16 protein-coding genes are annotated in these 20,198 nt (G+C 69.3%); 8 read left to right on the top strand and 8 right to left on the bottom strand.

Annotated elements, in window-relative coordinates; all coding sequences use genetic code 11:
- Positions 1-18: 18 nt before the first annotated feature.
- Positions 19-678 (bottom strand): hypothetical protein, encoded by a 660-nt coding sequence (locus C5B99_RS02035; protein ID WP_104240114.1) that lies wholly within the window; start codon positions 676-678, stop codon positions 19-21.
- A gap of 37 nt (positions 679-715) precedes the next feature.
- On the opposite strand from C5B99_RS02035, the gene C5B99_RS02030 reads away from it, so the two are divergent.
- Positions 716-1,654 carry an alpha/beta hydrolase gene (locus C5B99_RS02030; RefSeq protein ID WP_104240113.1) on the top strand — a complete coding sequence of 313 codons (939 nt, stop codon included), beginning with the start codon at positions 716-718 and terminating at the stop codon, positions 1,652-1,654.
- Positions 1,655-1,697: 43 nt separating this feature from the next.
- On the opposite strand, the gene C5B99_RS02025 is transcribed toward C5B99_RS02030, so the two are convergent.
- From C5B99_RS02025 to C5B99_RS02015, 3 genes are read right to left on the bottom strand one after another with little or no spacing between them, the layout of a single operon-like run.
- Entirely contained in the window at positions 1,698-2,828 is a 1,131-nt protein-coding gene (locus C5B99_RS02025) for a hypothetical protein (RefSeq protein ID WP_104240112.1), read from the bottom strand.
- A complete protein-coding gene (locus C5B99_RS02020; protein WP_104240111.1) occupies positions 2,825-4,786 on the bottom strand; it encodes a hypothetical protein in 1,962 nt (653 codons plus the stop codon). Before C5B99_RS02020 ends, C5B99_RS02025 begins: the two co-directional genes overlap by 4 nt.
- Positions 4,787-4,789: 3 nt before the next feature.
- A complete protein-coding gene (locus C5B99_RS02015) occupies positions 4,790-6,409 on the bottom strand; it encodes a phenylacetate--CoA ligase family protein (protein ID WP_258063002.1) in 1,620 nt (539 codons plus the stop codon).
- Positions 6,410-6,541: 132 nt separating this feature from the next.
- Here C5B99_RS02015 and C5B99_RS02010 point away from each other — a divergent pair, with 132 nt between their 5' ends.
- The 4 genes from C5B99_RS02010 (at position 6,542) to C5B99_RS01995 (ending at position 9,497) form a co-directional block, all read left to right on the top strand.
- Positions 6,542-7,003 carry a MarR family winged helix-turn-helix transcriptional regulator gene (locus tag C5B99_RS02010; protein WP_104240110.1) on the top strand — a complete coding sequence of 154 codons (462 nt, stop codon included), beginning with the start codon at positions 6,542-6,544 and terminating at the stop codon, positions 7,001-7,003.
- Positions 7,000-7,998 (top strand): alcohol dehydrogenase catalytic domain-containing protein, encoded by a 999-nt coding sequence (locus tag C5B99_RS02005; RefSeq protein ID WP_104240109.1) that lies wholly within the window; start codon positions 7,000-7,002, stop codon positions 7,996-7,998. The genes C5B99_RS02010 and C5B99_RS02005 overlap by 4 nt, the downstream gene beginning before the upstream one ends.
- A 189-nt stretch (positions 7,999-8,187) precedes the next feature.
- Entirely contained in the window at positions 8,188-9,183 is a 996-nt protein-coding gene (locus C5B99_RS02000) for an intradiol ring-cleavage dioxygenase (protein WP_104240108.1), read from the top strand.
- 29 nt (positions 9,184-9,212) lie between these two features.
- A complete protein-coding gene (locus C5B99_RS01995) occupies positions 9,213-9,497 on the top strand; it encodes a twin-arginine translocase TatA/TatE family subunit (protein WP_104240107.1) in 285 nt (94 codons plus the stop codon).
- Here C5B99_RS01995 and C5B99_RS01990 read toward each other — a convergent pair.
- A complete protein-coding gene (locus C5B99_RS01990) occupies positions 9,449-12,025 on the bottom strand; it encodes an excinuclease ABC subunit UvrA (RefSeq protein ID WP_181064907.1) in 2,577 nt (858 codons plus the stop codon). The genes C5B99_RS01995 and C5B99_RS01990 overlap by 49 nt on opposite strands.
- 145 nt (positions 12,026-12,170) lie before the next feature.
- Between C5B99_RS01990 and C5B99_RS01985 the strand changes: the two genes are divergently transcribed.
- On the top strand, positions 12,171-13,352 hold the full coding sequence (locus C5B99_RS01985) for a Gfo/Idh/MocA family protein (protein WP_104240105.1): 1,182 nt from the start codon (positions 12,171-12,173) through the stop codon (positions 13,350-13,352).
- Between the two features lie 656 nt (positions 13,353-14,008).
- On the opposite strand, the gene C5B99_RS01980 is transcribed toward C5B99_RS01985, so the two are convergent.
- From C5B99_RS01980 to C5B99_RS01970, 3 genes are all read right to left on the bottom strand, one after another.
- Positions 14,009-15,049, bottom strand: a complete 1,041-nt coding sequence (locus C5B99_RS01980) for an NAD(P)-dependent alcohol dehydrogenase (RefSeq protein ID WP_104240104.1) — start codon at positions 15,047-15,049, stop codon at positions 14,009-14,011.
- A gap of 98 nt (positions 15,050-15,147) precedes the next feature.
- Positions 15,148-16,833 carry a threonine/serine exporter ThrE family protein gene (locus tag C5B99_RS01975; RefSeq protein ID WP_104240103.1) on the bottom strand — a complete coding sequence of 562 codons (1,686 nt, stop codon included), beginning with the start codon at positions 16,831-16,833 and terminating at the stop codon, positions 15,148-15,150.
- Between the two features lie 32 nt (positions 16,834-16,865).
- Complete coding sequence (locus C5B99_RS01970; RefSeq protein WP_104240102.1) at positions 16,866-17,939, bottom strand: aminotransferase class V-fold PLP-dependent enzyme; 1,074 nt, start codon at positions 17,937-17,939, stop codon at positions 16,866-16,868.
- Positions 17,940-18,203: 264 nt separating this feature from the next.
- Between C5B99_RS01970 and C5B99_RS01965 the strand changes: the two genes are divergently transcribed.
- Together C5B99_RS01965 and C5B99_RS01960 are read left to right on the top strand one after the other, a co-directional pair.
- Positions 18,204-19,118, top strand: a complete 915-nt coding sequence (locus C5B99_RS01965) for a hypothetical protein (protein ID WP_104240101.1) — start codon at positions 18,204-18,206, stop codon at positions 19,116-19,118.
- A gap of 147 nt (positions 19,119-19,265) precedes the next feature.
- Positions 19,266-20,189: a hypothetical protein gene (locus C5B99_RS01960; protein WP_104240100.1), complete on the top strand. Its 924-nt coding sequence runs from the start codon at positions 19,266-19,268 to the stop codon at positions 20,187-20,189.
- Positions 20,190-20,198 lie beyond the last annotated feature (9 nt).

The raw sequence follows: 20,198 nt of genomic DNA, 5'->3' as shown, positions 1-20,198 counted from the left end.
GAGGGCCAGGAGCCTCGGTCAGGACGTGGTCGCCGTGAAGATGACGAGGGCCAGGACGACGAGCAGCAGGATGACGAAGATGAAGACGCCGCCGGCGATGAGCAGGGCGAGGGCGACCGGGTGCGCCTGCCACCACGGCACGAGGCGAGGGTCCCGCTGGCGCAGCTGCGGCGGCGTGACGAGCTCGGGGACGGACATCCACGGCACGCCCCGGCTCGCGAGGTCCTGCATGATCGCCGTGAGCTGTTGCGTGCTCCACATCTGTCCGACGAGGATCAGCAGGCGGCGGTCGTGGCCCGTCACGATGAGGTGATGGGTGGGAGGTCCGGAGAAGCCGCCGAATGACATCCGGTCGACGGTGACGACGCTGGTGGCCTCGGCTGCCGCGAACCGGCGGGTGCGGAACATCCACCTGTGCTCGATCCAGCCGTCGCCGAAGCGGATGTAGGTCTCGCGCATCGACTTGCGCGCGAGCCAGATGGAGAGCGGCACGGAGCCCCCGAGGAGGACGACGATCAGTGCGCCGTAGCCGAAGCCGAGCCAGAAATCCTGCAGCGAGAAGATGACGGTGAGGATCAGCAGGAGCGGGGCGAGCATCCCGAGGCTGATCCAGGACTGCCGCATGTTCAGCGCGACGGCACGGCGCTGGGTTTCCGGGGAGAGGCGTAGCTCGTGCATTCGAAGAGCCTAGAGCGTGTGCCCGTATGGTGGGCGGATGCCGAGACGCTCGCCGACTGCACCGCACGGGGTGGATGCGACGGGTTCCGCCGTCGCTGGCCCGAACGGCCCGGTGGCGGTCCGGTCCTACGCGCCCGCCGCGAGCGCTGCCCGGCCCTCGAGTTCGCCAGTGATCTGGCTGCACGGCGGCGGCTTCTACTCGGGCGGCCTCGACCAGCCGGAGACGCATGAGGTCGCGCTCGCGCTCGCGCGCGCGGGGTTCGAGGTGACGACCGTCGACTACCGGCTCGTGACGCTCGGCGGGCGCGACCGGGCCCAACGCGAGGCGTCCGGGTCCGCGCAGCGGCCGGAGCGGTCTGGACGCGCACCACAGTCGGGACGCTCAGCTCGGTGGGAACGCGACCGTCGCCCCGACGTGCGCTTCCCGGTGCCGCTCGACGACGTGCTCGCGGTCGTCGAGGCGGTCGCCTCCCGGTCGGGTCGTGATGTGATGCTCGGCGGGGCGAGTGCCGGTGCCTGCCTCGCTGCGGCGGCGGCGTACCGGCTCGCCCGAGCTGAGCGCTCTCCCGTGCGGGGCCTGTTCCTGACCTACGGGACGTTCCACGCGCAGCTGCCGACCCGGTCCTCCGAGCTGCTGAGCCGACTGCGCGGAAGCCGCCGCTACGTCCACACTCCCTGGCTCATCGGAGCCATGAACCTCAACTACGCGGGGAGCGAGGACGTGCTCTCACGTCCGGACGCGTTCCCCGGCGGGCACGACCTGACGGGCCTCCCGCCGTCGCTGGTGGTGGACGCGGACCGCGACGCGATGCGCGCATCCGGTTCGTCGTTCGCGCGCGAGCTCGCCGCAGCCGACGTCGACACCGAGTACCGCGTGATTCCCGGAAGTGCGCACGCCTTCCTCAATCGGCCGCGCGACCCGGCCTTCACTCGCGGCATCGACCTGATCAGCGAGTGGATGCGGCGCCTCGACTGAGCGGACCCGCGCGGACGACGCGTTCCGCGCAGCGGGGCGCTGTTCAGCGTCGCGGTGCCCGGGGCGGGTGTGGGTCTCTCGGAACTCCGACGCGCGTGACGAACAGCGGCACGTCGCGGCGGGAGAGGCCGAGCCGGTAGCGCAGCTCGCCCTGCGCGAGCGAGGAGTCAATCACCTCTGAGGCGGGCGCGAACGCCGCCCCGCGCGCGGTCGCACGCAGCCAGAGGCGCATGAGCGCCTGGCCGGCCTCGAGCACTCGCGCGGGTGGCAGCCCGAGCGGGGAGTTGAGCACCCGCGTGATCTCTGTCCCGGAGCCGAGGTCGAGCAGCTTGGTGTCGGCGACGAGCACGAAGGCCGTCGCCTCGGCTGGGGAGTCTTCGTCGGCGGCCGACACGGGCACCTCGAGCAGCACGCGACGCCACAGCTCGCCGAGCGGTGCGGCGACGCCGACTGCAGCGTCTCGGAGGCGCCGCCTCCTGGTGAACGCGGAAGCGACCCGGGTGGCGAACGCCGGGATGCCGAGCGCCTTGTCGTTCAGCCCGTCGACCGTGTAGCGCGGATGCGAGGGGTGGAGCCGCAGCCAGTGCGCGAGCTCGCGCGCCACAGCCGGCTCTCGCAGGGTGTCGGCTGTGCCGAGGGACGAGAAGTGCCGGAGATCGTCGGCGTCGACGGGAACGAGCCGCAGCCACTCGGGAAGCGCGCCGGAGAGCTCGAGCACCAGACCACGCGCGGGCTCGAACCCGCTGCGCACGGTCTTGCGTGCGGCGAGCATCCGTCGCTCGGAGTCGGGGTCGAACGCGGACTCGGCGTGCTGTTTCGTGTCGCCGCCGGGCGAAGACACGGTGTCGTGGTGCAGCTGGATGCGGAGCACCGGTTCGTCGCTTCTGGCCTGCACGATCGCTTCCGGGTCGGCAAGCGCGGGGAGGAGCTCGACGTCGAAGGCCACGCCGTGCGATGCCGCGCTGACGCTGAAGGCCTCGAGCCACGCGCCGAGGCCGAGCAGCGTGTCGCGACCGGTCGGGTCTGCAGCTGGGAGCGTTCGTCTTCGCGAGACTCTCAGCTCCACGGCCACCCCGTCACCGATCATGCGCGGCGACCACGGCTGGGTGTTGTGCGCTGACGGGGCCGACGCTGCGTCGGCGATGATCTGATTCAGCGTGTGGATGCCGGTCATGGCTGCTCCCCCTGGTTCGTCGCCTGCTGCTGCCCCGCGATCGCTGTGTCTGCGCCCTGACTGCCCCGAGTGCCCACGGGCCGCCGGTAGAACACCGTGCCGTGCAGCTCCGATCCGCCCATCCTGCTGAGCTGCCTCGCCGAGGCGGGGTTGTCGAGGCCGATGTAGGTCGAGCGCAGTGCCGTGTAGCCGCCCTCGATGAGTGCCTCACCGACGGTGCGTCCCAGCAGCGAGCTGATCCCGCGACCGCGAGCGTCGGGCGCCGTGCCCTGGATGGTGAGCACCGCTTCCCGCGGCTCGCGCCGTTGGCGCCAGATCTCGAGCAGCTGCCTCGCCCCGATGCGACCCGAGGAGCGCTGAACGATGCGGGTCACATCGGGCACACAGAGCAGGAAGCCGAGTGGCGCACGCGTCTTCGCATCAAACGCGAACACCCAGATGGCGGGGTCGATGATGGCGACGAGCCCGCTGGTCGCCTCGCGCATCTGCGCCGGCGAGATCTGCGTGTAGTAGGGCAGCTCGGCGAAGGCGGCGTTGACGAGCTCCCGCTGGCGAGCGACATCACGTGCGAACCGAAACCGCGACGCCCGTTCGATGACGATGCCGGCGGCCTCGAGTTCGGCCTCGGTCGGAGCCGTGAAGGCGTCGCTCTCGATCTGTCCGAGGCGACCCTGCTCGAGTCGGGCCATCCATGTCGCCGACTCGTTCCACGTCGTGAAGCCCAGCCCCTCGTAGGCGCCTGGGACCCAATCCGGGTTCCAGGCCCCCTCGACGAATCCCCGCTCGCCGAAGCCCGAGGTGATGACGCCGCCCACTTGGTTGGGGAGCAGGGTGACAGGTCCGAGAAGCTCGCGCCGACCTGTCTCCGCGGCACGTTCCTCGACGGCTCCGACGATCGCTCCGAGCGCCTCCGCGTCGGCCGCGGCGACGGCGCCGAACAGCTGCAGGCTCGATCCGAGCTTCGCGTCGAGGGCGCTGCTCGTGTGCGTGACGGCGCGGGCGACCGGCACGCCCCCGCGGTAGGCGAGCAGCAGCTCCACCTTCGACTCGTGCGCGTGCTTGTCCTTCCACCACGAGCGGAGTGTCGACTCGAGCACCGGCACCTCACGGCTCGGGTCTGAGACGCGCCCCGGCAGCTCGACGAACTCCAGGAACTCGAGCTCAGAACTGACGCGTCGCACCTCGAGCGCAGGCCGCGACGCGTCACCCGCTTCCGTCTCTCGACGCGTTGCGCCTTCCTCGAGACCCGCCAGCTCCTCCTCGCTCGCGAAGAGTCGGATGAACCCGGCGTCGGCGTTCTTGGTGTCCTTCACGATCCACTGCATGAGGTGCCGGTGCTCGGGCATCCTCGCGAAGCGGATGAGGGCGTCGCGCGTCGAGAAGTTCGCCAGCGTGCCGAGCGTCCACGGCGCCTCCCAGTAGATGCCGTGCCAGCAGTAGTCGGGCATGCGCCGCATCTTGCCGGTCATCCGGCCCCAGATTCGACTCGTCACTGCCCAGGCGAGCGGGGTCGTGTAGCGGGTCGCACCCACGAACATCGATGCGGTGTCGAAGATCGTGTGCGACGGCGGCGGGATGGGCGTCGCGAGCCGCTTCGGCTTGCGCGTGGGCTCGGCGACGAGCGGTGGCGTGCGCCCTTCGGCCCGTTCCTTGGCGACGGGGGCGAAGTGGGGGTTGTGCGCCATCTCGCCGGGTGGCGGCTCGGGGTCGGCCCGCCAGATGCCGTTCGAGTAGCCGCGGGTCTCGGCGAGCAGGAGCTTCGTGCGCCCGTCGTGTCGAGCGGCGACCTCGCGGGCGCGCTCGACGCTCGCGAAGAGCAGCAGCTCCGCCGAGACACGGCGGTCGCGGAGGCGCCGCCGCCAGATCACGCCCTCCCGCTCGGCGCTGCGCCCCTCGACGATGACAAGAGCCTCCGCCCTTCCCTGGATGGGCGCCTTCGAGAAGTCGGTGGTGTACACGGCCTACTCGGCGTTCTTCACGACGTAGACGTTCTTGATCTTCGCGTTGCCCCCGGTGAACGGCCCCGTGCCGAAGGAGTGCACCTCGATGCGGAGGTCACCCGTCGTCGGGTCCTCGTCGAGCGACTGGGCGAAGTCGCGCGAGACGGAGGCGAGGTGGTCGACGATGCCCGCCCTCGTCGTCTCGCTGAGCGTCGCGAGCTCTTCGCTCGAGAGCGCCGCGCCCTCGCGCAGCTGGAGGTGCACGACGGGCCGCTGCTCGTGGCCGTCGAGCTCGAGCAGCCCGAGCTTGAACGACTCGATGTCGCCAGCGTGCGGGTTGTCGCGGTAGAGCCCGTTCTCGATGTCGATCGGATAGAGGTTCGCGCCCATGTACGAGATGGTCGAGTCCTTCCTGCCGAAGAGCAGGAGGAACGGCAGCTTCATGCGCTGCACCGCGAATGCGCGGTGGAACGCCCGCGACAACGCCGGGTCGAGCTCGGCGATCTTCTCTCGCACCTCGGGGAACGAGAGGATCTTCGCCTCGTCGCCGATGTTGTAGCGCAGCTTCGGGCTGAGCACGGCAGACGAGTTGAGGGTCACGACGAGCTCGTTGCTCGCGTTCGTCTCGAGGTACGTCTCGAGCGGGTTGTACTGGAAGACCATCGGGATGCGCGACTCGTCATCACCGAGGAGCGCCCGCCTCAGCCGCTCGTCGGCGAACATCGCCCGGCGCAGCCAGACGCACGCGTCGGACTCGCCCGCCATGCCGATCGTGAGGTCGGATGCCCCGTACCCCGAGTACACGCGGCCGAAGCGCTCCTCCAGGTAGTCACGCAGACCCTCGGTCATCGCCTCGCCTCCGACGAAGCCGTTGAGTCGATGCTTCGACCAGTCGAACCACTCCTCGCCGTCGAGCCGATCGCGCAGGTGCTTCAGGAACGGTGGGTAGGCGCTCACCAGGTATTGGTACTTCGGGCCGAAGTGACGGATGGTGTCGACGATCTTGTCGATGTCCGGCCCGGTGTTCTTGACCATCGAGATCTTCGACAGCGCGTGGCCCGTGTTGGTGCCGGTCGCCCAGGCCCCCATCGAGAAGGCGTTGATGCCGAAGAGCTTCTTCGTGCCGAACAGCAGCGTGATGTAGCCGGCGACGTTGTTGTGGATCGTCTTCAGCTCGTGCCGCCCGCGGATCCAGTTGAAGGGAGAACCGCTCGACCCGCTCGACTCATCGACCACGGTGCCGACCGTGTCGATCTCCCCGCCCCAGCAGCGCTCGTCTTCCGTGTAGCGCTTGACGTAGTCGTCCTTGCTCGTCTCGGGGTAGCTCGAGAGCTGCCACCACCGGAACGTGAAGTCGTTCTCGTGCAGCCACCGCTGGTACGCGGGCACGTCGAGGTTGGCGCGCTGGCAGATCATCCAGGCGTTGAACTTCGCGAAGTCGCCCATGGCCGGCACGTAGTGGCGGGCGGTCCACCGCCAGACGGCGGGGTGCAGGTGGTAGAGGTCGTAGGTCTTCGTGAGCGCACCGGAACCGAGGCGCAGCAGCGTCTGCCGCAGCTTGGATGCACGCTGCAGGCCGGCTGGCCCTGGGCTCGCCGCTCTGCCTGTCCCCGACTCCCGAACACCGATCTGCTGCGTCACGTCGCTCCCCCGCCTCTCGCCACCGCCGAAGTGTGGGCATAGCTAAGCACGAGCGACGGACATTCAGCCTGGGACGCCAGAAATAATACATTCCATAGAATATAGTTCTCTGGAATGTGGTTGCATGCCTGTATGACCGATTCGAAGACCCCGTCCTCCGACTTTCTGCGGGCACTCGTGAGCACGCAGATCCGGCTCTGGAATGACGCGGACGCCGCTCTGCGCCCCATCGGAATCCCGCTCTCGCATCTCTACGCCCTCAACGCGATTGCCGAGGCCGGCACCGTGCGGGCGAGCGACCTCGCCGCGACGATCGGCATCACGGTGGGCGCCGCGAGCAAGCTCATCGACCGACTCGAGCGCGACGGGCACTGCAGCAGGCGCGCGAACCCTGATGACCGCCGCTCGGCCCTCGTCGAGCTGACGGCCAGCGGCTCGCGGGCGCAGGTCCAGGGGTCTTCCGCCCTCGAGGCGTACCTGACGTCCCGCCTCGACCTCACGGGCACTCGCGCCGAACGAGATGAGCTCTCGGCCCGGCTGCACTCGCTGACCACCGCGCCCACAGACGCTGCAGAAGGATCGGCAAGCGAGTGAGCGAGCGCATGCGTGCGGTTGTGCTGCGCGAGTTCGGCGGCCCGGAGAAGCTGCAGCTCGAAACCATCAAGAGGCCGAAGGCGCACCCTGGCGAGGTGCTCATCCGCGTGCAGGCGTTCGGCCTCAACCGCTCCGAGTACCACTTCCGCTCAGGCGTCGCCGAGGCCGGCGAGCTCCCCCGCGTGCCGGGAATCGAGGCGACCGGCATCGTCGTGGATGCGCCAGGCAGCGACTTCAGACCAGGCCAGCAGGTCGCGACCATGATGGGCGGCATGGGCCGGTCGTTCGACGGCGGCTACGCGGAGTACGTGACGGTCCCGGCAGCACAGGTCATCCCTTTCCGCAGCAATCTCGACTGGTCGATGCTCGGCGCGCTCCCCGAGATGCTGCAGACCGCCTGGGGGTCCCTGTCGACCGGCCTCCAGGCGAAAGAGGGCGACAGCATCCTCATCCGCGGCGGAACATCGTCGGTCGGGCTCGCGATCGCAGCGCTCGCCATCATGCGCGGGATACGCGTCTTCTCGACGACCCGTAACCCCGACCGCTTCCATCACCTGCGCGACCTCGGCATCGAGCATCCGCTGCTCGAGAACGGTGCGGTCGCAGCTCAGATCTGCGAGATCGCTCCGGACGGGGTCGATGGGGCAGTCGAGCTCGTCGGCGCGACGACGCTGCGCGACACGCTTCGAGCCGTGCGCACGGGAGGGACAGCCTGTTTCACCGGCATGCTCGCGGACGACTGGATCATCCCCGAGTTCTACCCCATCGCATGGCTGCCCAACGGGGTTCGCCTCACTGCCTATTCTGGGGAGGCGAACGACCTGCCCCCGCACGTGCTGCAGGACTTCATCGATGCGGTCGAACGGGGCGACGCACGCGTCCCCATCGGCCACGTGTACCGGATGGACGAGATCGCCCAGGCGCACACCGACATGGAGTCTGGTCGCTACGTTGGCAAGCTCGTGGCAGTGCCGTGGACTGGCTCAGAGCTCTGATCCGCGGGCTGACCCGCGGGGCGTCCGGGCTGCACGCGGCGCACGGCTGGATGCTCCCTCCGTTGCCTGACGCCACCTCGGGCGACCACCCCACAGCTCCATAGGCGACTCGTAGCATCGCCATAGCCCCCTCCTGGGCAGGCGACTCATGCTGACGTTCATCCCACGATGAAGAGCAGGAGCACCGCCATGATCAAGATCCCCGAACCCGACCTCACGCCTGACGGACCCGCCTACGAGGGCAGGCTCCTCGACCGAGCGGACGAGGAGGTCGTCGACCAGGGCGTCGCCTTCGACATCGGCACGCTCCTGTCGCGGCGCGGACTGCTCAGCATCTTCGGAGTGGGCGTCGGAACGGTCGCCCTCGCCGCGTGCACCCCTGCCGGGTCGGGTGCTGCGGGCACCGCCGCGGCGACGGCAGCTGCCACGGCTAGCCCGTCCTCGAGCGCTTCGGCAGCGGCCGGCGCCCTCCCAGCGAGCGAGATCCCCGACGAGACAGCCGGCCCCTATCCGGGCGACGGCTCGAACGGCGCGGATGTGCTCGAGCAGTCCGGGGTCGTGCGCAGCGACATCCGCACGAGCATCGGCAGCAGCACCGCAGCTGCCGGCGTGCCCATGACGCTCACGCTCACGATCCTTGACATGGCGAACGGCGACCGGCCGTTCGAGAACGTCGCCGTCTACGTCTGGCACTGCGACGCCACAGGTGGCTACTCCATGTACTCCGAGGGCATCGAGAACGAGACCTTCCTCCGCGGGGTCCAGGTCGCCGACAGCTCCGGCAGCGTCACCTTCACGTCGATCTTCCCTGCCTGCTACACGGGCCGCTGGCCGCACATCCACTTCGAGGTGTACCCGACGGTCGACGACATCACCGAGTCCACCAACGCGATCTCGACCTCGCAGGTCGCGCTGCCCGAGTACGCCTCGGACGCGGTCTACGCGCTCGCGGGCTATGAGGGCTCCGCCTCGAACCTTGCCCAGGTCAGCCTCGACTCCGACAACGTGTTCGGTGACGACGGCGGAGCCCTGCAGCTCGCAACCGTCACGGGCGATGCGACGAGCGGCTACAACGTCGCCCTCACCGTGCGCGTCGACACCACGACCGCCCCGACCGCAGGCGCGGCCCCCTCCAGCGGTGGCGGTGCCGGAGGGCCAGGCGGCTCCGGCGGACCCGGGAACTGATCGACCACCGACAACCGAAGGATCCCGACATGCTCGCGAATCTCACCGGCTGGCACGGCCTCGCCGTGCTCGCCATCATCGTGCTCATCTTCGGCGCGTCCAAGCTGCCCGCCCTCGCGAAGAGCGTCGGACAGTCGATGCGCATCCTCAAGACGGAGGTGCGAGAGCTCGACACCGAGGCGACCGAGGCACCCCCGGCGGAGGTCAGCACCGACGGTCACCCCAAGAGAGGAACGCCGAGCCAGCCGCGAGGAGCGGACCCGGATCAGCGCTTCCCGGATGCCACCAGCCGCTCCACGGCGAGCTTCAAGTAGGGGGCGGTCGCGCTGCCGTCGGCAGCCGCCACCTCCTGCGGGGTGCCCTGCGCGACGACCTCGCCGCCCTCGTCCCCCGCACCCGGCCCCATGTCGATCACCCAGTCCGCGCCGGCGACGACGCGCATGTCGTGCTCGACGAGGATGACGGTGTTCCCCAGATCGACGAGGTCGTGGAGATGCCCGAGGAGGCGATCGGAATCAGCGGGGTGCAGCCCCGAGGTCGGCTCGTCGAGCAGATAGAGGGTGTCGCCCTGCTGAGCCCGACGCAGCTCGGCAGCGAGCTTCACGCGCTGCGCCTCACCGCCTGAGAGCTCCGGCGCGGGCTGGCCGAGCGAGACGTAGCCGAGCCCGACATCGGTGAGCGCATCCAGATGCTGGAGCACCTCCGCCCGACCGGCGAACTTCTCCCGCGCCTCGGTGACGCTCATCGCGAGCACGTCCGCGATCGACGATCCCTCGTACTCGATCTCCAGCGTCTCCGCGTTGTAGCGCTTCCCGCCGCAGGTCGAGCACGGTGCCTGCACCGTTGGCAGGAAGAGCAGCTCGACCTCCATCGTCCCCTCGCCCTTGCACGTCGGGCAGCGGCCGCTGGGGAGGTTGAACGAGAATCGGCTCGCCGAGTACCGCCTGCGCTTCGCCTCATCCGTCGCCGCGAACAGCGAGCGGATGCGGTCGAACAGCCCCGTGTAGGTCGCGACGTTCGAGCGTGACGTGCGCCCGATCGGCGCCTGGCTGACCTGCACGATTCGCGTGAGCCGCTCGGCCGGGCCGATGGCTCGACCGCGCGTGGTCTCCGCCGCGACGGCGACCATGGGGTCTGCCCCGTCCGGCTCCTCATCGGCGACGGCCTCGCCCAGCTCACTCGCGAGACTCGCGCGGAGCAGGTCGGGCAGCGCCTGGTTCACCAGCGTCGTCTTCCCCGAGCCCGAGACCCCCGTGACCGCGGTCAGGCAGCCGAGCGGGAACGCCACGGACAGTCCGCGGATGTTGTTGCGCACCACACCCTCGAGCGCCACCTGCTGCTCCCTGGGCCGAGCCTCACGCAGCTTCGGCTTGGGCGAGTCCTCGCAGTCGAACAGGTAGCGGCGCGTCACCGATTCCTCGGCGGACCGCACCCCCTCGAGAGCGCCCGAGTAGACGATGCGGCCGCCGGAAGCTCCTGCCCCCGGGCCGATGTCGACGATCCAGTCCGCCTCGCGGATCACGTCGAGCGAATGCTCGACGTAGAAGACCGTGTTGCCCCGATCGCGGAGCCCGCGCAGGATCCGGAGGAGCGCCTCCGTGTCGGCAGGATGCAGACCCGCCGACGGCTCATCGAGCACGAACACGACACCGAAGAGCCCCGCGAGCAGCTGGTTGGCGAGCCGAAGCCGCTGCAGCTCACCGCCGGAGAGCGTCCCCGTCTGCCGGTCGAGCGAGAGGTAGCCCAGACCGAGGTCCGAGAGCGGCGCGAGTCGCGCGCACAGCTCACCAGCCAGCCGTCGCGCGGCGAGGTCCTGCTCCGGGGCAAGCGCCTCCCCCTCCCGCACCCAGCCGGGCTCGAGCACACGCTCCATCAGCACGGCCAGCTCGCGCAGCGGCATCGCCGCGAGCTGCGTGATGTCGAGCCCCTCGAACGTCACGGCGAGAGCATCCGGCTTCAACCGCGTGCCCCGACACGAGGGGCACTGCACGCTCTCCATGAACGCGGCCGCCTTCTCGCGCATCCGCTCGCTCTTCGAATTGGCAAAGGTATCGAGCACGTACCGCTTCACGCCGACGAACGTGCTCATGTACGAGGGCTCGTCGCCCGCCGCCACCGCAGCGCGAACCTGCGCGGGCGACCTGCCCGTGAACACCGGCACCTGCGGCTTCTCCGTCGTGTTCAGCAGCCACGACCGGCGCTCGCTGGGAACCTCGCGCCACGGGATGTCGATGTCGTAGCCGAGCGAGACCAGGCTGTCCCGGAGCTGCTTGCCGTGCCAGGCCGTCGGCCACGCGGCGATCGCCCCGTCGCGGATGCTCAGCGACGCATCCGGGATCATGAGCGACTCGGGCACCTCGTAGACGCGGCCGAGCCCATGGCAGTTCGGGCAGGCACCCTGCACGGTGTTCGCCGAGAAGTCCTCCGCGAGCAGCATCGGCGCGCCCTCCGGATACACGCCGACCCTCGAGAACAGCATGCGCACGACATTCGCGATCGTCGACGTGCTCCCGACCGTCGAACGAGCGCTCCCGCCTCCGCGTTGCTGCGGGAGCGCGACCGCAGGCGGCAGGCCCTCGACCGAATCCACGTCGGGCGGCGAGACCTGGTTCATGAGGCGGCGTGCGTAGGGTGCGACCGACTCGAAGTACCGCCGCTGCGCCTCGGCGTACAGCGTCCCGAACGCGAGCGAGCTCTTCCCCGAGCCCGAGACCCCCGTGAACGCGACGAGGGCATCCCGCGGGATATCGACATCGACGTCCCGCAGATTGTGCTCTCGGGCGCCTCGGACCACCACCCGGTCCGGCGCTGCAACTGATGTGTGTCCTTCGGCGAAACCCATCGGAACAGCATGACTCGCGCTCTCGACCCGAAACTGAACGCTTCAGGTAACGCAAGGTTACGCAGAGCTACGACACGACCACACCGGGTAGAAATGTCTCGTTGTCCGAACATATGACAGCTCCAAGCTGGACAAAGGAGTTCCCATGACCGACCAGACCACCACCACGCCCCGCACCATCGGCGTCGGCCTCATCAGCGTCGGCTGGATGGGTCGCCTCCACTCGCGCGCCTACCGAGCCGTCCCCGACCACTTCCCCGAGCTCGGCATCAAGACGCGGCTCGTCGTCGCCGCCGACCCCGTGCCGGAAGCCCGCTCACAGGCAGAGGAACGACTCGGCTTCGAGCGCACCGTCGCCGACTACCACGAAGTGCTCGCGGACCCAGAGGTCGACGTCGTCTCGATCTGCTCCCCCAACTTCCTGCACGCCGAGATGGCCATCGCGGCAGCCGAAGCCGGGAAGCCGTTCTGGATCGAGAAGCCCATGGGACGCTATGCGTCCGACTCGCGGCGCATCGCATCCGCAGTGGATGCCGCCGGCATCGTCACGGCTGTCGGGTTCAACTACCGCAACGCACCCGCGATCGACCACATGAAGCAGCTCATCGAGGAGGGCGCCATCGGCCGCATCACGAACGTGCGCGGCGCGCTCCTCGCCGACTACTCGTCCGACGCCCTCGCACCGCTCACGTGGCGCTTCGAGCGCGAGCGCGCCGGATCCGGCGTGCTCGGCGACCTGCTCTCGCACGGCCTCGACCTCGCCCAGCACGTCGTCGGCCGCATCGGCAGCGTCTCCGCGACCGCCGAGACCTTCATCACCGAGCGCCCAGCCCCGGGCACGGGCATCGTCGACCGCTCCGCCCCCGGAACCGGCGAGCTGAAGCCCGTGGAGAACGAGGACTACGCCGCCCTGCTCATGCGCTTCGACAACGGCGCGATCGGCATCATGGACTCCAGCCGCATCATGCGCGGCCCCCGCGCCGAGTACGCCCTCGAGGTGTACGGCACGAAGGGCTCGCTGCGGTGGGACTTCCAGCGCCTCAACGAGCTCGAGGTCTGCCTCGACTCGTCGAACCCGTACGGCTACACGACCGTCTACATGTCCCCCGGCCACGGCGAATTCCACCGTTTCCAGCCAGGCGGCGGAACCGGCATGGGCTTCGACGACCTCAAGACCATCGAGGCGGCGCGGTTCCTGGAGAGCGTCGTCACGGGCAGGCAGGTCGCTCCGTCGGTCGCCGACGGGCTCGTCGCCGCGCAGATCGTCGAGGCCGCGGAGGCGTCCATCGAGGACGGCCGCTGGCACGACGTGCCCGCCCGCGCGTAGCCGCCGGCACGGCTTGCGCAACGCGCGGCACAGCGCCCGCCGCGCAACGAGTTTCGGGATGGGTTCCACGCCTCCGGATGACTTACAACCCACCCGCATGCGCGAAAGCCATCCCGAAACTCAGCGCCGCATCCCGGCCGGACGCCCTGCGGAACGCCCACCGCGCAACGAGATTCGGGATGGGTTCCACGCCTCCGGATGACTTACAACCCACCCGCATGCGCGAAAGCCATCCCGAAACTCAACGTCGAGGCCGCGGAGGCGTGCATCGAAGACGGCCGCTGGCACGACGTGCCCGCCCGCGCGTAGCCGCCGGCGGCGCTCGGCAGAACGCGCGGCACGACGCCCGCCGCACGACGAGATTCGGGATGGGCTCCACGCCTCCGGATGACTTACAACCCACCCGCATGCGCGAAAGCCATCCCGAAACTCAGCGCCGCATCCCGGCCGGACGCCCTGCGGAACGCCCGCCGCGCAACGAGATTTGGGATGGGTTTCACGCCTCCGGATGGGTTGCAACCCATCCGGAGGCGTGGAACCCATCCCGAAACTGAAGATCCGCGCCAGGCGCCGGCGCCAGAACGCCGCGCCGGCGGGAGAGCCGCCGCGCCGGCGGGAGAGCTGCCGCGGCGCCGCTAGAACGTGGCGGCGCCGCTCTAGAACGTGGCGGCGTCGATCACGAAGCGGTAGCGCACGTCCGACTTGAGAACGCGCTCGTAGGCCTCGTTGATCTGCGCGGCGTCGATGAGCTCGATCTCCGGCGCGATGTCGTGCTCGGCGCAGAAGTCGAGCATCTCCTGCGTCTCGCGGATGCTCCCGATCGTCGATCCTGCGAAGGAGCGGCGGTTGTTGAAGAGCGTGAACGCGCGCACGGGGATCGGCTCGGCCGGCGCACCGACGTAGACCATGGTGCCGTCGAGTGTCAGCAGGTTGAGGTACTGGTCGATCTCGAGGTTCGCGCTCACCGTGTTGATGATGAGGTCGAACGTGTTCCGCAGCTCCGAGAACGTGGCCTTGTCGCTCGTCGCGTAGTAGTGCTTCGCTCCGAAGCGCAGTCCGTCTTCCTGCTTGCTGAGGGTCTGCGAGAGCACGGTGACTTCGGCGCCCATGGCGACCGCGATCTTCACGGCCATGTGGCCGAGGCCGCCCATGCCGACGACGGCGACCTTCTTGCCGGGTCCTGCATTCCAGTGGGCAAGCGGCGAGTACGTCGTGACACCGGCGCAGAGCAGCGGGGCGGCCTTCTCGTACGGGATGCTCTCAGGCACGCTGAGCACGAAGTCGGCGTCGACGACGACGTTCGTCGCGTATCCGCCCTGCGTGATGCTGCCGTCGCGGTCCTTGCCGCCGTACGTCATGACGTTGCCGTTGGTGCAGTACTGCTCGGAGCCGGCCTTGCAGTTGTCGCACTCGCGGCACGAGTTGACCATGCAGCCAACGCCGACGCGGTCGCCGACCTTGTGCTTGGTGACGTCGGAGCCGGCCTCGGCGACCGTGCCCACGATCTCGTGGCCGGGGGCGAGCGGGTAGGGAACCTGGCCCCACTCGCCGCGCACCGTGTGGATGTCGGAGTGGCAGATGCCCGAGTATGCGATGTCGATGAGCACGTCGTTCGCTCCGACGTCGCGGCGCTCGATGGTGATGGACTCGAGCGGTTCGGTTGCTGAGGGGGCGGCGTAGGCCTTCGCGGTCGTCATTCGTGCTCCTTCGGGATGTGCGTGGAGGTCGTTCGCTCGCCTGCTCCGGTTCTCAGAGCACGGCGGGACCGAGGAGACTCTATGCCTCGCCCCGACCGTCACTCTCCGCGAGCGTTCAGGTCGCCACGCTTGAGCGCGACGTTGGGATGCGTCGGCCGCGCCGTCGCCTCCGGCTGAGCTGGCGCATCTGGACCCTTCGCGGCGGCGCCGGTCACCGCATCCACGACCTCGTCGACCGAGACGATGCGCAGCATTCCTGTCTCGAGGCCGACGGCGACCTCGTCGGGGATGACGTACATGGCGCGTGTCTCAGGGCCGGCGGTCGCGGTTCCTCGGAACTGTCGCTTCGACATGACCCTCGCCTCGCGCGGCGCGCCACGACGACGACGCCGGAACTGCCGGGCGAGGAACCGCCCCAGGGTGACGCCGCCGGCGATGCCGATGCCGATGGAGCCCGCCTGCACGAGTCGCAGCACGCCGTCGTCCGAGGAGGAGCTCGACGTGATGTCGAGCATCCCCTGGTAGATGGCCAATCCTGGAAGCAGGGGCACGGTGCCGCAGACGGTGGTGATGGTGGCGGGGATGTGCAGCTTGCGTGAGAGGCCTTCGCCGAGGACGCCGATGATGAGGGCGGGCACAGCGGTCGCGACGAGCGGCTCTGTTCCGGCTGTCACGAGGATGTCGTAGCCGAGGTACGCGATTCCGCCGAACACCATGGCGACCAGGGCGGTGCGCACGGTCGCGTAGGACGCGAGCGCCCACGCCGCGGCTGCGATGGCGGCGCCGACCACCTGCACGGCCGAGGGCCACGGCTGCACGGATCGTTCGACGAGGCGAAGGTCGATGCCGAGGCCCCGCGCGACATCGAGAACGACGGCGATGCCGACGATGAGGCCGAGCGTGAGCAGCACCACTTCGAGCAGCCGCCCCATCGCCGTGATGGGGAAGCCGTTGATGGCGTCGTCCGCTGCACCCACGAATGACATCCCGGCGAGCAGGACGACAAGCCCGGATGCGACGACAAGCGCCGGCGGGAGCGCGGCGAACTCCACTGGCAGCACCGGGAGCAACGCGAGCAGGCCAACGGCCACCCCCGTCGCGATAGCGGCACCAGCGATCTGCAGGAAGAAGGCGGGGAGCCCCCAGCGGCCCAGAGCTTGGAGGACGAGGTCGACGATCACGGTCGTCGCCGCCGAGAGCAGGCAGACGAGCGGTCCGCCACCGAGCAGGAAGCCGACGCCGCCGGCCATGAGCGCGAGCCACACGGTGACCATCGAGCGGCGGAAGCGCTGCGGGGCGACGAGGATCTCGTCGAGGCGCTGGTGGAACGACTCGAGCTGCTTCAGGGCCTCTTCCAGCTTCGCCGGGTCGTCGATCGTCTCGGCGACGTCGATATCGTTGGGGTCGGCCGCGATCTCGCGCGACAGCTCCATGACCCGGGTGAGGCGGTCGTAGTCGGGGAGGCGGCTGTTGACGACGCGCAGCAGGCTGATGCCCGCGCCGTCGTTCGCGCCATCGTGCACGACGAGGATCGACGTGAAGGTGAGGTCGATCTGGCAGTCGACGCCGAACGCCTTCGTGGTGCGGCGGATCGCATCCGTCACGTCCGTCGCGGAGGCACCGAGCGCGAGCATCGTCTCGCCGACCCGCACGGCCAGCTCGAGCACCTCGCGGATGCTGCGTTCGGCGAGCAGGGCACGCTGCGCGCGGCGCCCGATGGTCGTCGACGGGGTTTTTCCGCCGACCTTCCTGGCCAGGTTGTCGAAGAAGTTCTTACCGCGCACGGCCGGAGTCTAATTGCGCGGGAGAGGCCGCGTCAGCGTCCGGAGACGATGTGCACGAGGCCTCTCAGTGCCTCTCCGAGCGGCTCGACTTCGTCGGCGGTGTTGTGCGCGTGGAAGGACAGCCGCAAGTTACCGGCGCGGTTGGCGGCCATCACGTCGAGGTGCTCGAGCGTGTCCTTGATCTGCTGGGTTGCGCCCTCGACGGGGGCGAGCGCGAGGATCGCGGAGCGAGCATCCGGGAGTCCCGCCGCCGACGCGAATGCGGCGCTCACCTCGAGCGCGTGCGCTTCCAGTTGTGGCGCTCCCACCCCGAGGAGGAACTCGAGCGAGGCCTCCGTGCCGACCCATGCCTGCCAGGCGGGCGAGACGTCGAAGCGTCGCGCATCCGCTGCAAGCCGGAGCGGCAGCCCGTAGATGCTCGACCACGGGTCCTCACCTGCGTACCAGTTCGCGGCGAGCGGGCGGATGCTGTCGTGCAGTTCCGGATCGAGCGTCAGGAAGGCGGTACCTCGCGGGCACAGCAGCCACTTGTAGGCGGCGCAGACGGTCGCGTCGAAGCGGCTCGCGTCGACGTCGTTCCACCCGGCGGACTGCGTGAGGTCGATGAGGGTGCGCGCCCCGTGCTTCTTCGCCGCCGCTTCGATGGCGTCGAGGTCGGCGAGGGTGCCCGTCGAGGACTGCACCGCCGAGACGACGACCCAGGCCGTGTCCGAGCCGATCTCCTCGGCGAGGGTGTGCATGGGCACCTCGCGCAGCCTCAGGCCACGGTCGGCGTGGGCCGCGAACGGGAAGCTGACGCTCGTGAAGTCGTTCTCCGCGAAGAGCACCTCGGCGCCGTCCGGGACCGAGGCTGCGATGAGTCCGACGAGGGGCGAGACCTGGTTGCCGATCGCCACCCAGGCGGCGGGCACGTGTACGAGCTCCGCGTAGAGCTGCCGCGATCGAGTGACCGTGGCGTCGTAGTCGTTCGCCTGTCGGCGCCCCGCGCTCCAGCCTGCGATCTCCCGCGTGAGCGCATCCGTTGTCGCCTTCGGCGGCAGGCCCATCGACGCGGTGTTCAAGTAGAGGGGCTCCGCCGTGAAGGAGGCTGCGTGGATCCAGGACATGAGGCCAGGCTAGCGACCGGTGGTGGGGCGATCATCTCCGAGCGCGAGGCCATGTCGGACTGAATGGCGGTGGGCGTCTCCGTCGTCGACGAGTTCGGTCTTCCGCTCGAGGTGACCGCGGGACCCATCACCGTGGAGCTCATCGACGAGGTGCGACAGCGCCACATCGTGTCGTGACCGACCAGTTCCCCAGCCTGAGTCTGCCGTTCCGCGGTCGCGCGATCACGTCTTCCCGACGGCCGCACCGCTCGGTACCCTTCGAGCATGACCGAGACGACAGCGCTGCGCCGTTCGAAGATGCCCCTCTGCGCGGCGGTCCTCGCCCTCGCCGTCGCAGGGCTCGTGGGATGCGCGCCCGCCGATCCGCAGACCGGAGACCGGTCCCCGGGTGACGAGCCGTACCTCGTCGAGTTCGAACCAGAACCCGCCCGGTCTGCCACGCCCACGGAGGGCGAGCTGTTGAGCTCGCCGGATCGTGTCAACGGGGCGGCGGTCCTCAGCGAGGACGGCACCCGCTTCACGGTGATCCGCACGGACAGTCCGGATGACTCCTGCAGCGAAGCCCCCATCCGCCTGATGGTCGTCGACCCGACGACCATCCTCGTGACCTACCGCTTCCTCGGCGAACCTGGCCAATTGTGCAGCGCCGTGGGGACGACCCGCGTCGACGAGTTCGAGGTCCCGCCGGGAATCGAACCGCGCGGCGTCGAGGTGCGCACCGCGAACGAGGCGACGCTACCCGCGCCACTCGCGTTCGATGCGGCACCGGCCACGGACGGCGGTGGGGGTGCGAACGTCGAGTTCCCGAGCCTGAACGCGTTCGAGCTGCTGAGCTCGGCGATTTCTACGCCCGAGGAATCGGCCACGGTCGTCAGCACCGACCCCTACGGCCCAGTGCCTGCCGTCATCTCGCACCCGGACGGCTCGTTCTCCGTTGTCCGCACGGACTCCGCCGATCCGTGCGGCCGGATGCCAGCAGAGCTCGTCGCACTGAGCGCCTCCGAGGTCGCCGTGCACTACCGCTTCCTCGGCGAACCCGGTCAGGACTGCGGCCTCGAGCAGATCGATCGCACCGACACCTTCTCTGCCCCGGCGGGCGTCACCGGTGCGGTCGCCGTCTCGATCGCCTTCGAGTACCCGAAGTACCGCCCCATCGTCATCGAGCAGCTCCCGACGTGAGACGGGAGAAGGCAGCTGCGTGATTCCAGGACAGGCGCCTCGACTCCTCATCGCGAGTTGAACTCGCCCTCCCGCAGCCCACCCGGCAGCGCCGTGTCGCACAGCCGGAGCCTTCCCCGGGACCGCCCCACTCTGTAGCCTTCGAGCATGACCGAGACGACAGCGCTGCGCCGTTCGAAGACGCCCCTCGCCGCGGCTCTTGCCGCGCTGGCTCTCGCGACGCTCGTCGGATGCGCGCCCACGGACCCGCGAGTCGGGAACCCGAGCGAGACGCCCGGGGCTGACGGAGGCGTCTACGTCGAGGAGTTCGATCTCGCGGTGGCCAGAGCTGCGACCCAGGAGGAAGAAGAGCTGCTCCGCCAGGAGGACAACTTCCGGGTCGAAGCCGCCGTGCTGAGCGAGGACCGGGAGACGTTCCGCGTCGTTCGCAGCGACAACGGGGTGGACACCTGCAGTGAGGCGCCGTCGCGGCTCATGGTGCTCGACAGCACGACGATCCTCATCACGTACGCCTACCTGGGCGATCCTGAACAGGCCTGCACACTGACCGGGATGACGAGGGTCGACGAGTTCCAGGTCCCGCCCGGGATCGACCCGGAGGGTGTCGAGGTGCGCATGACGAGTGAGTACGTGCAGACCGACGACCCGACCGTGGAGACCCCGTCCGGGGCGACGACGGAGGCGGTCGCCCCAGCTTTCACCACGCTGGACGGCGCTGTGGCACCCGTCGCGACAGCCGAGCAGTCGGCCCTCATCCCCGGAACGGACATCACGCAGCGTCGGCCCGTGGTCGTCGCCAATGACGACGGGACCTTCACCGTCATCCGCCCAGACGGCGCTGAGCCGTGCAGCCACGTGCCGAGCGAACTCATCACATTGAGCGCATCCGAGATCTCGATCAATTACCGGTACCTCGCGAAAGACGGTGACGGTGCCAGCTGCAGCGTCGAATCGATCGACCGCGCCGACGTGTTCGCCATCCCTGCGGGCGTCGCCGGGAATGTCTCCGTCTCGATCACGCACGAGAGTTCCCCGCTCGGCCCCATCATCATCGAGCCAGCTACGACGTGAGATCGTGAG

Source organism: Pseudoclavibacter sp. Z016 (assembly GCF_002931215.1).
Classification (GTDB): domain Bacteria; phylum Actinomycetota; class Actinomycetes; order Actinomycetales; family Microbacteriaceae; genus Pseudoclavibacter.
This window is presented reverse-complemented; position numbering and strand designations above follow the sequence as displayed.

Bases quoted from the DNA above. Each gene is read 5' to 3' on its own strand.
- C5B99_RS01960 (WP_104240100.1), top strand. From the start codon at position 19,266: ATGACCGAGACGACAGCGCTGCGCCGTTCGAAGACGCCCCTCGCCGCG.
- C5B99_RS02010 (WP_104240110.1), top strand. From the start codon at position 6,542: ATGACCGATTCGAAGACCCCGTCCTCCGACTTTCTGCGGGCACTCGTG.
- C5B99_RS01980 (WP_104240104.1), bottom strand. From the start codon at position 15,049: ATGACGACCGCGAAGGCCTACGCCGCCCCCTCAGCAACCGAACCGCTC.
- C5B99_RS01985 (WP_104240105.1), top strand. From the start codon at position 12,171: ATGACCGACCAGACCACCACCACGCCCCGCACCATCGGCGTCGGCCTC.
- C5B99_RS02030 (WP_104240113.1), top strand. From the start codon at position 716: ATGCCGAGACGCTCGCCGACTGCACCGCACGGGGTGGATGCGACGGGT.
- C5B99_RS01995 (WP_104240107.1), top strand. From the start codon at position 9,213: ATGCTCGCGAATCTCACCGGCTGGCACGGCCTCGCCGTGCTCGCCATC.
- C5B99_RS02000 (WP_104240108.1), top strand. From the start codon at position 8,188: ATGATCAAGATCCCCGAACCCGACCTCACGCCTGACGGACCCGCCTAC.
- C5B99_RS01970 (WP_104240102.1), bottom strand. From the start codon at position 17,939: ATGTCCTGGATCCACGCAGCCTCCTTCACGGCGGAGCCCCTCTACTTG.
- C5B99_RS01965 (WP_104240101.1), top strand. From the start codon at position 18,204: ATGACCGAGACGACAGCGCTGCGCCGTTCGAAGATGCCCCTCTGCGCG.
- C5B99_RS02025 (WP_104240112.1), bottom strand. From the start codon at position 2,828: ATGACCGGCATCCACACGCTGAATCAGATCATCGCCGACGCAGCGTCG.
- C5B99_RS01990 (WP_181064907.1), bottom strand. From the start codon at position 12,025: ATGGGTTTCGCCGAAGGACACACATCAGTTGCAGCGCCGGACCGGGTG.
- C5B99_RS02035 (WP_104240114.1), bottom strand. From the start codon at position 678: ATGCACGAGCTACGCCTCTCCCCGGAAACCCAGCGCCGTGCCGTCGCG.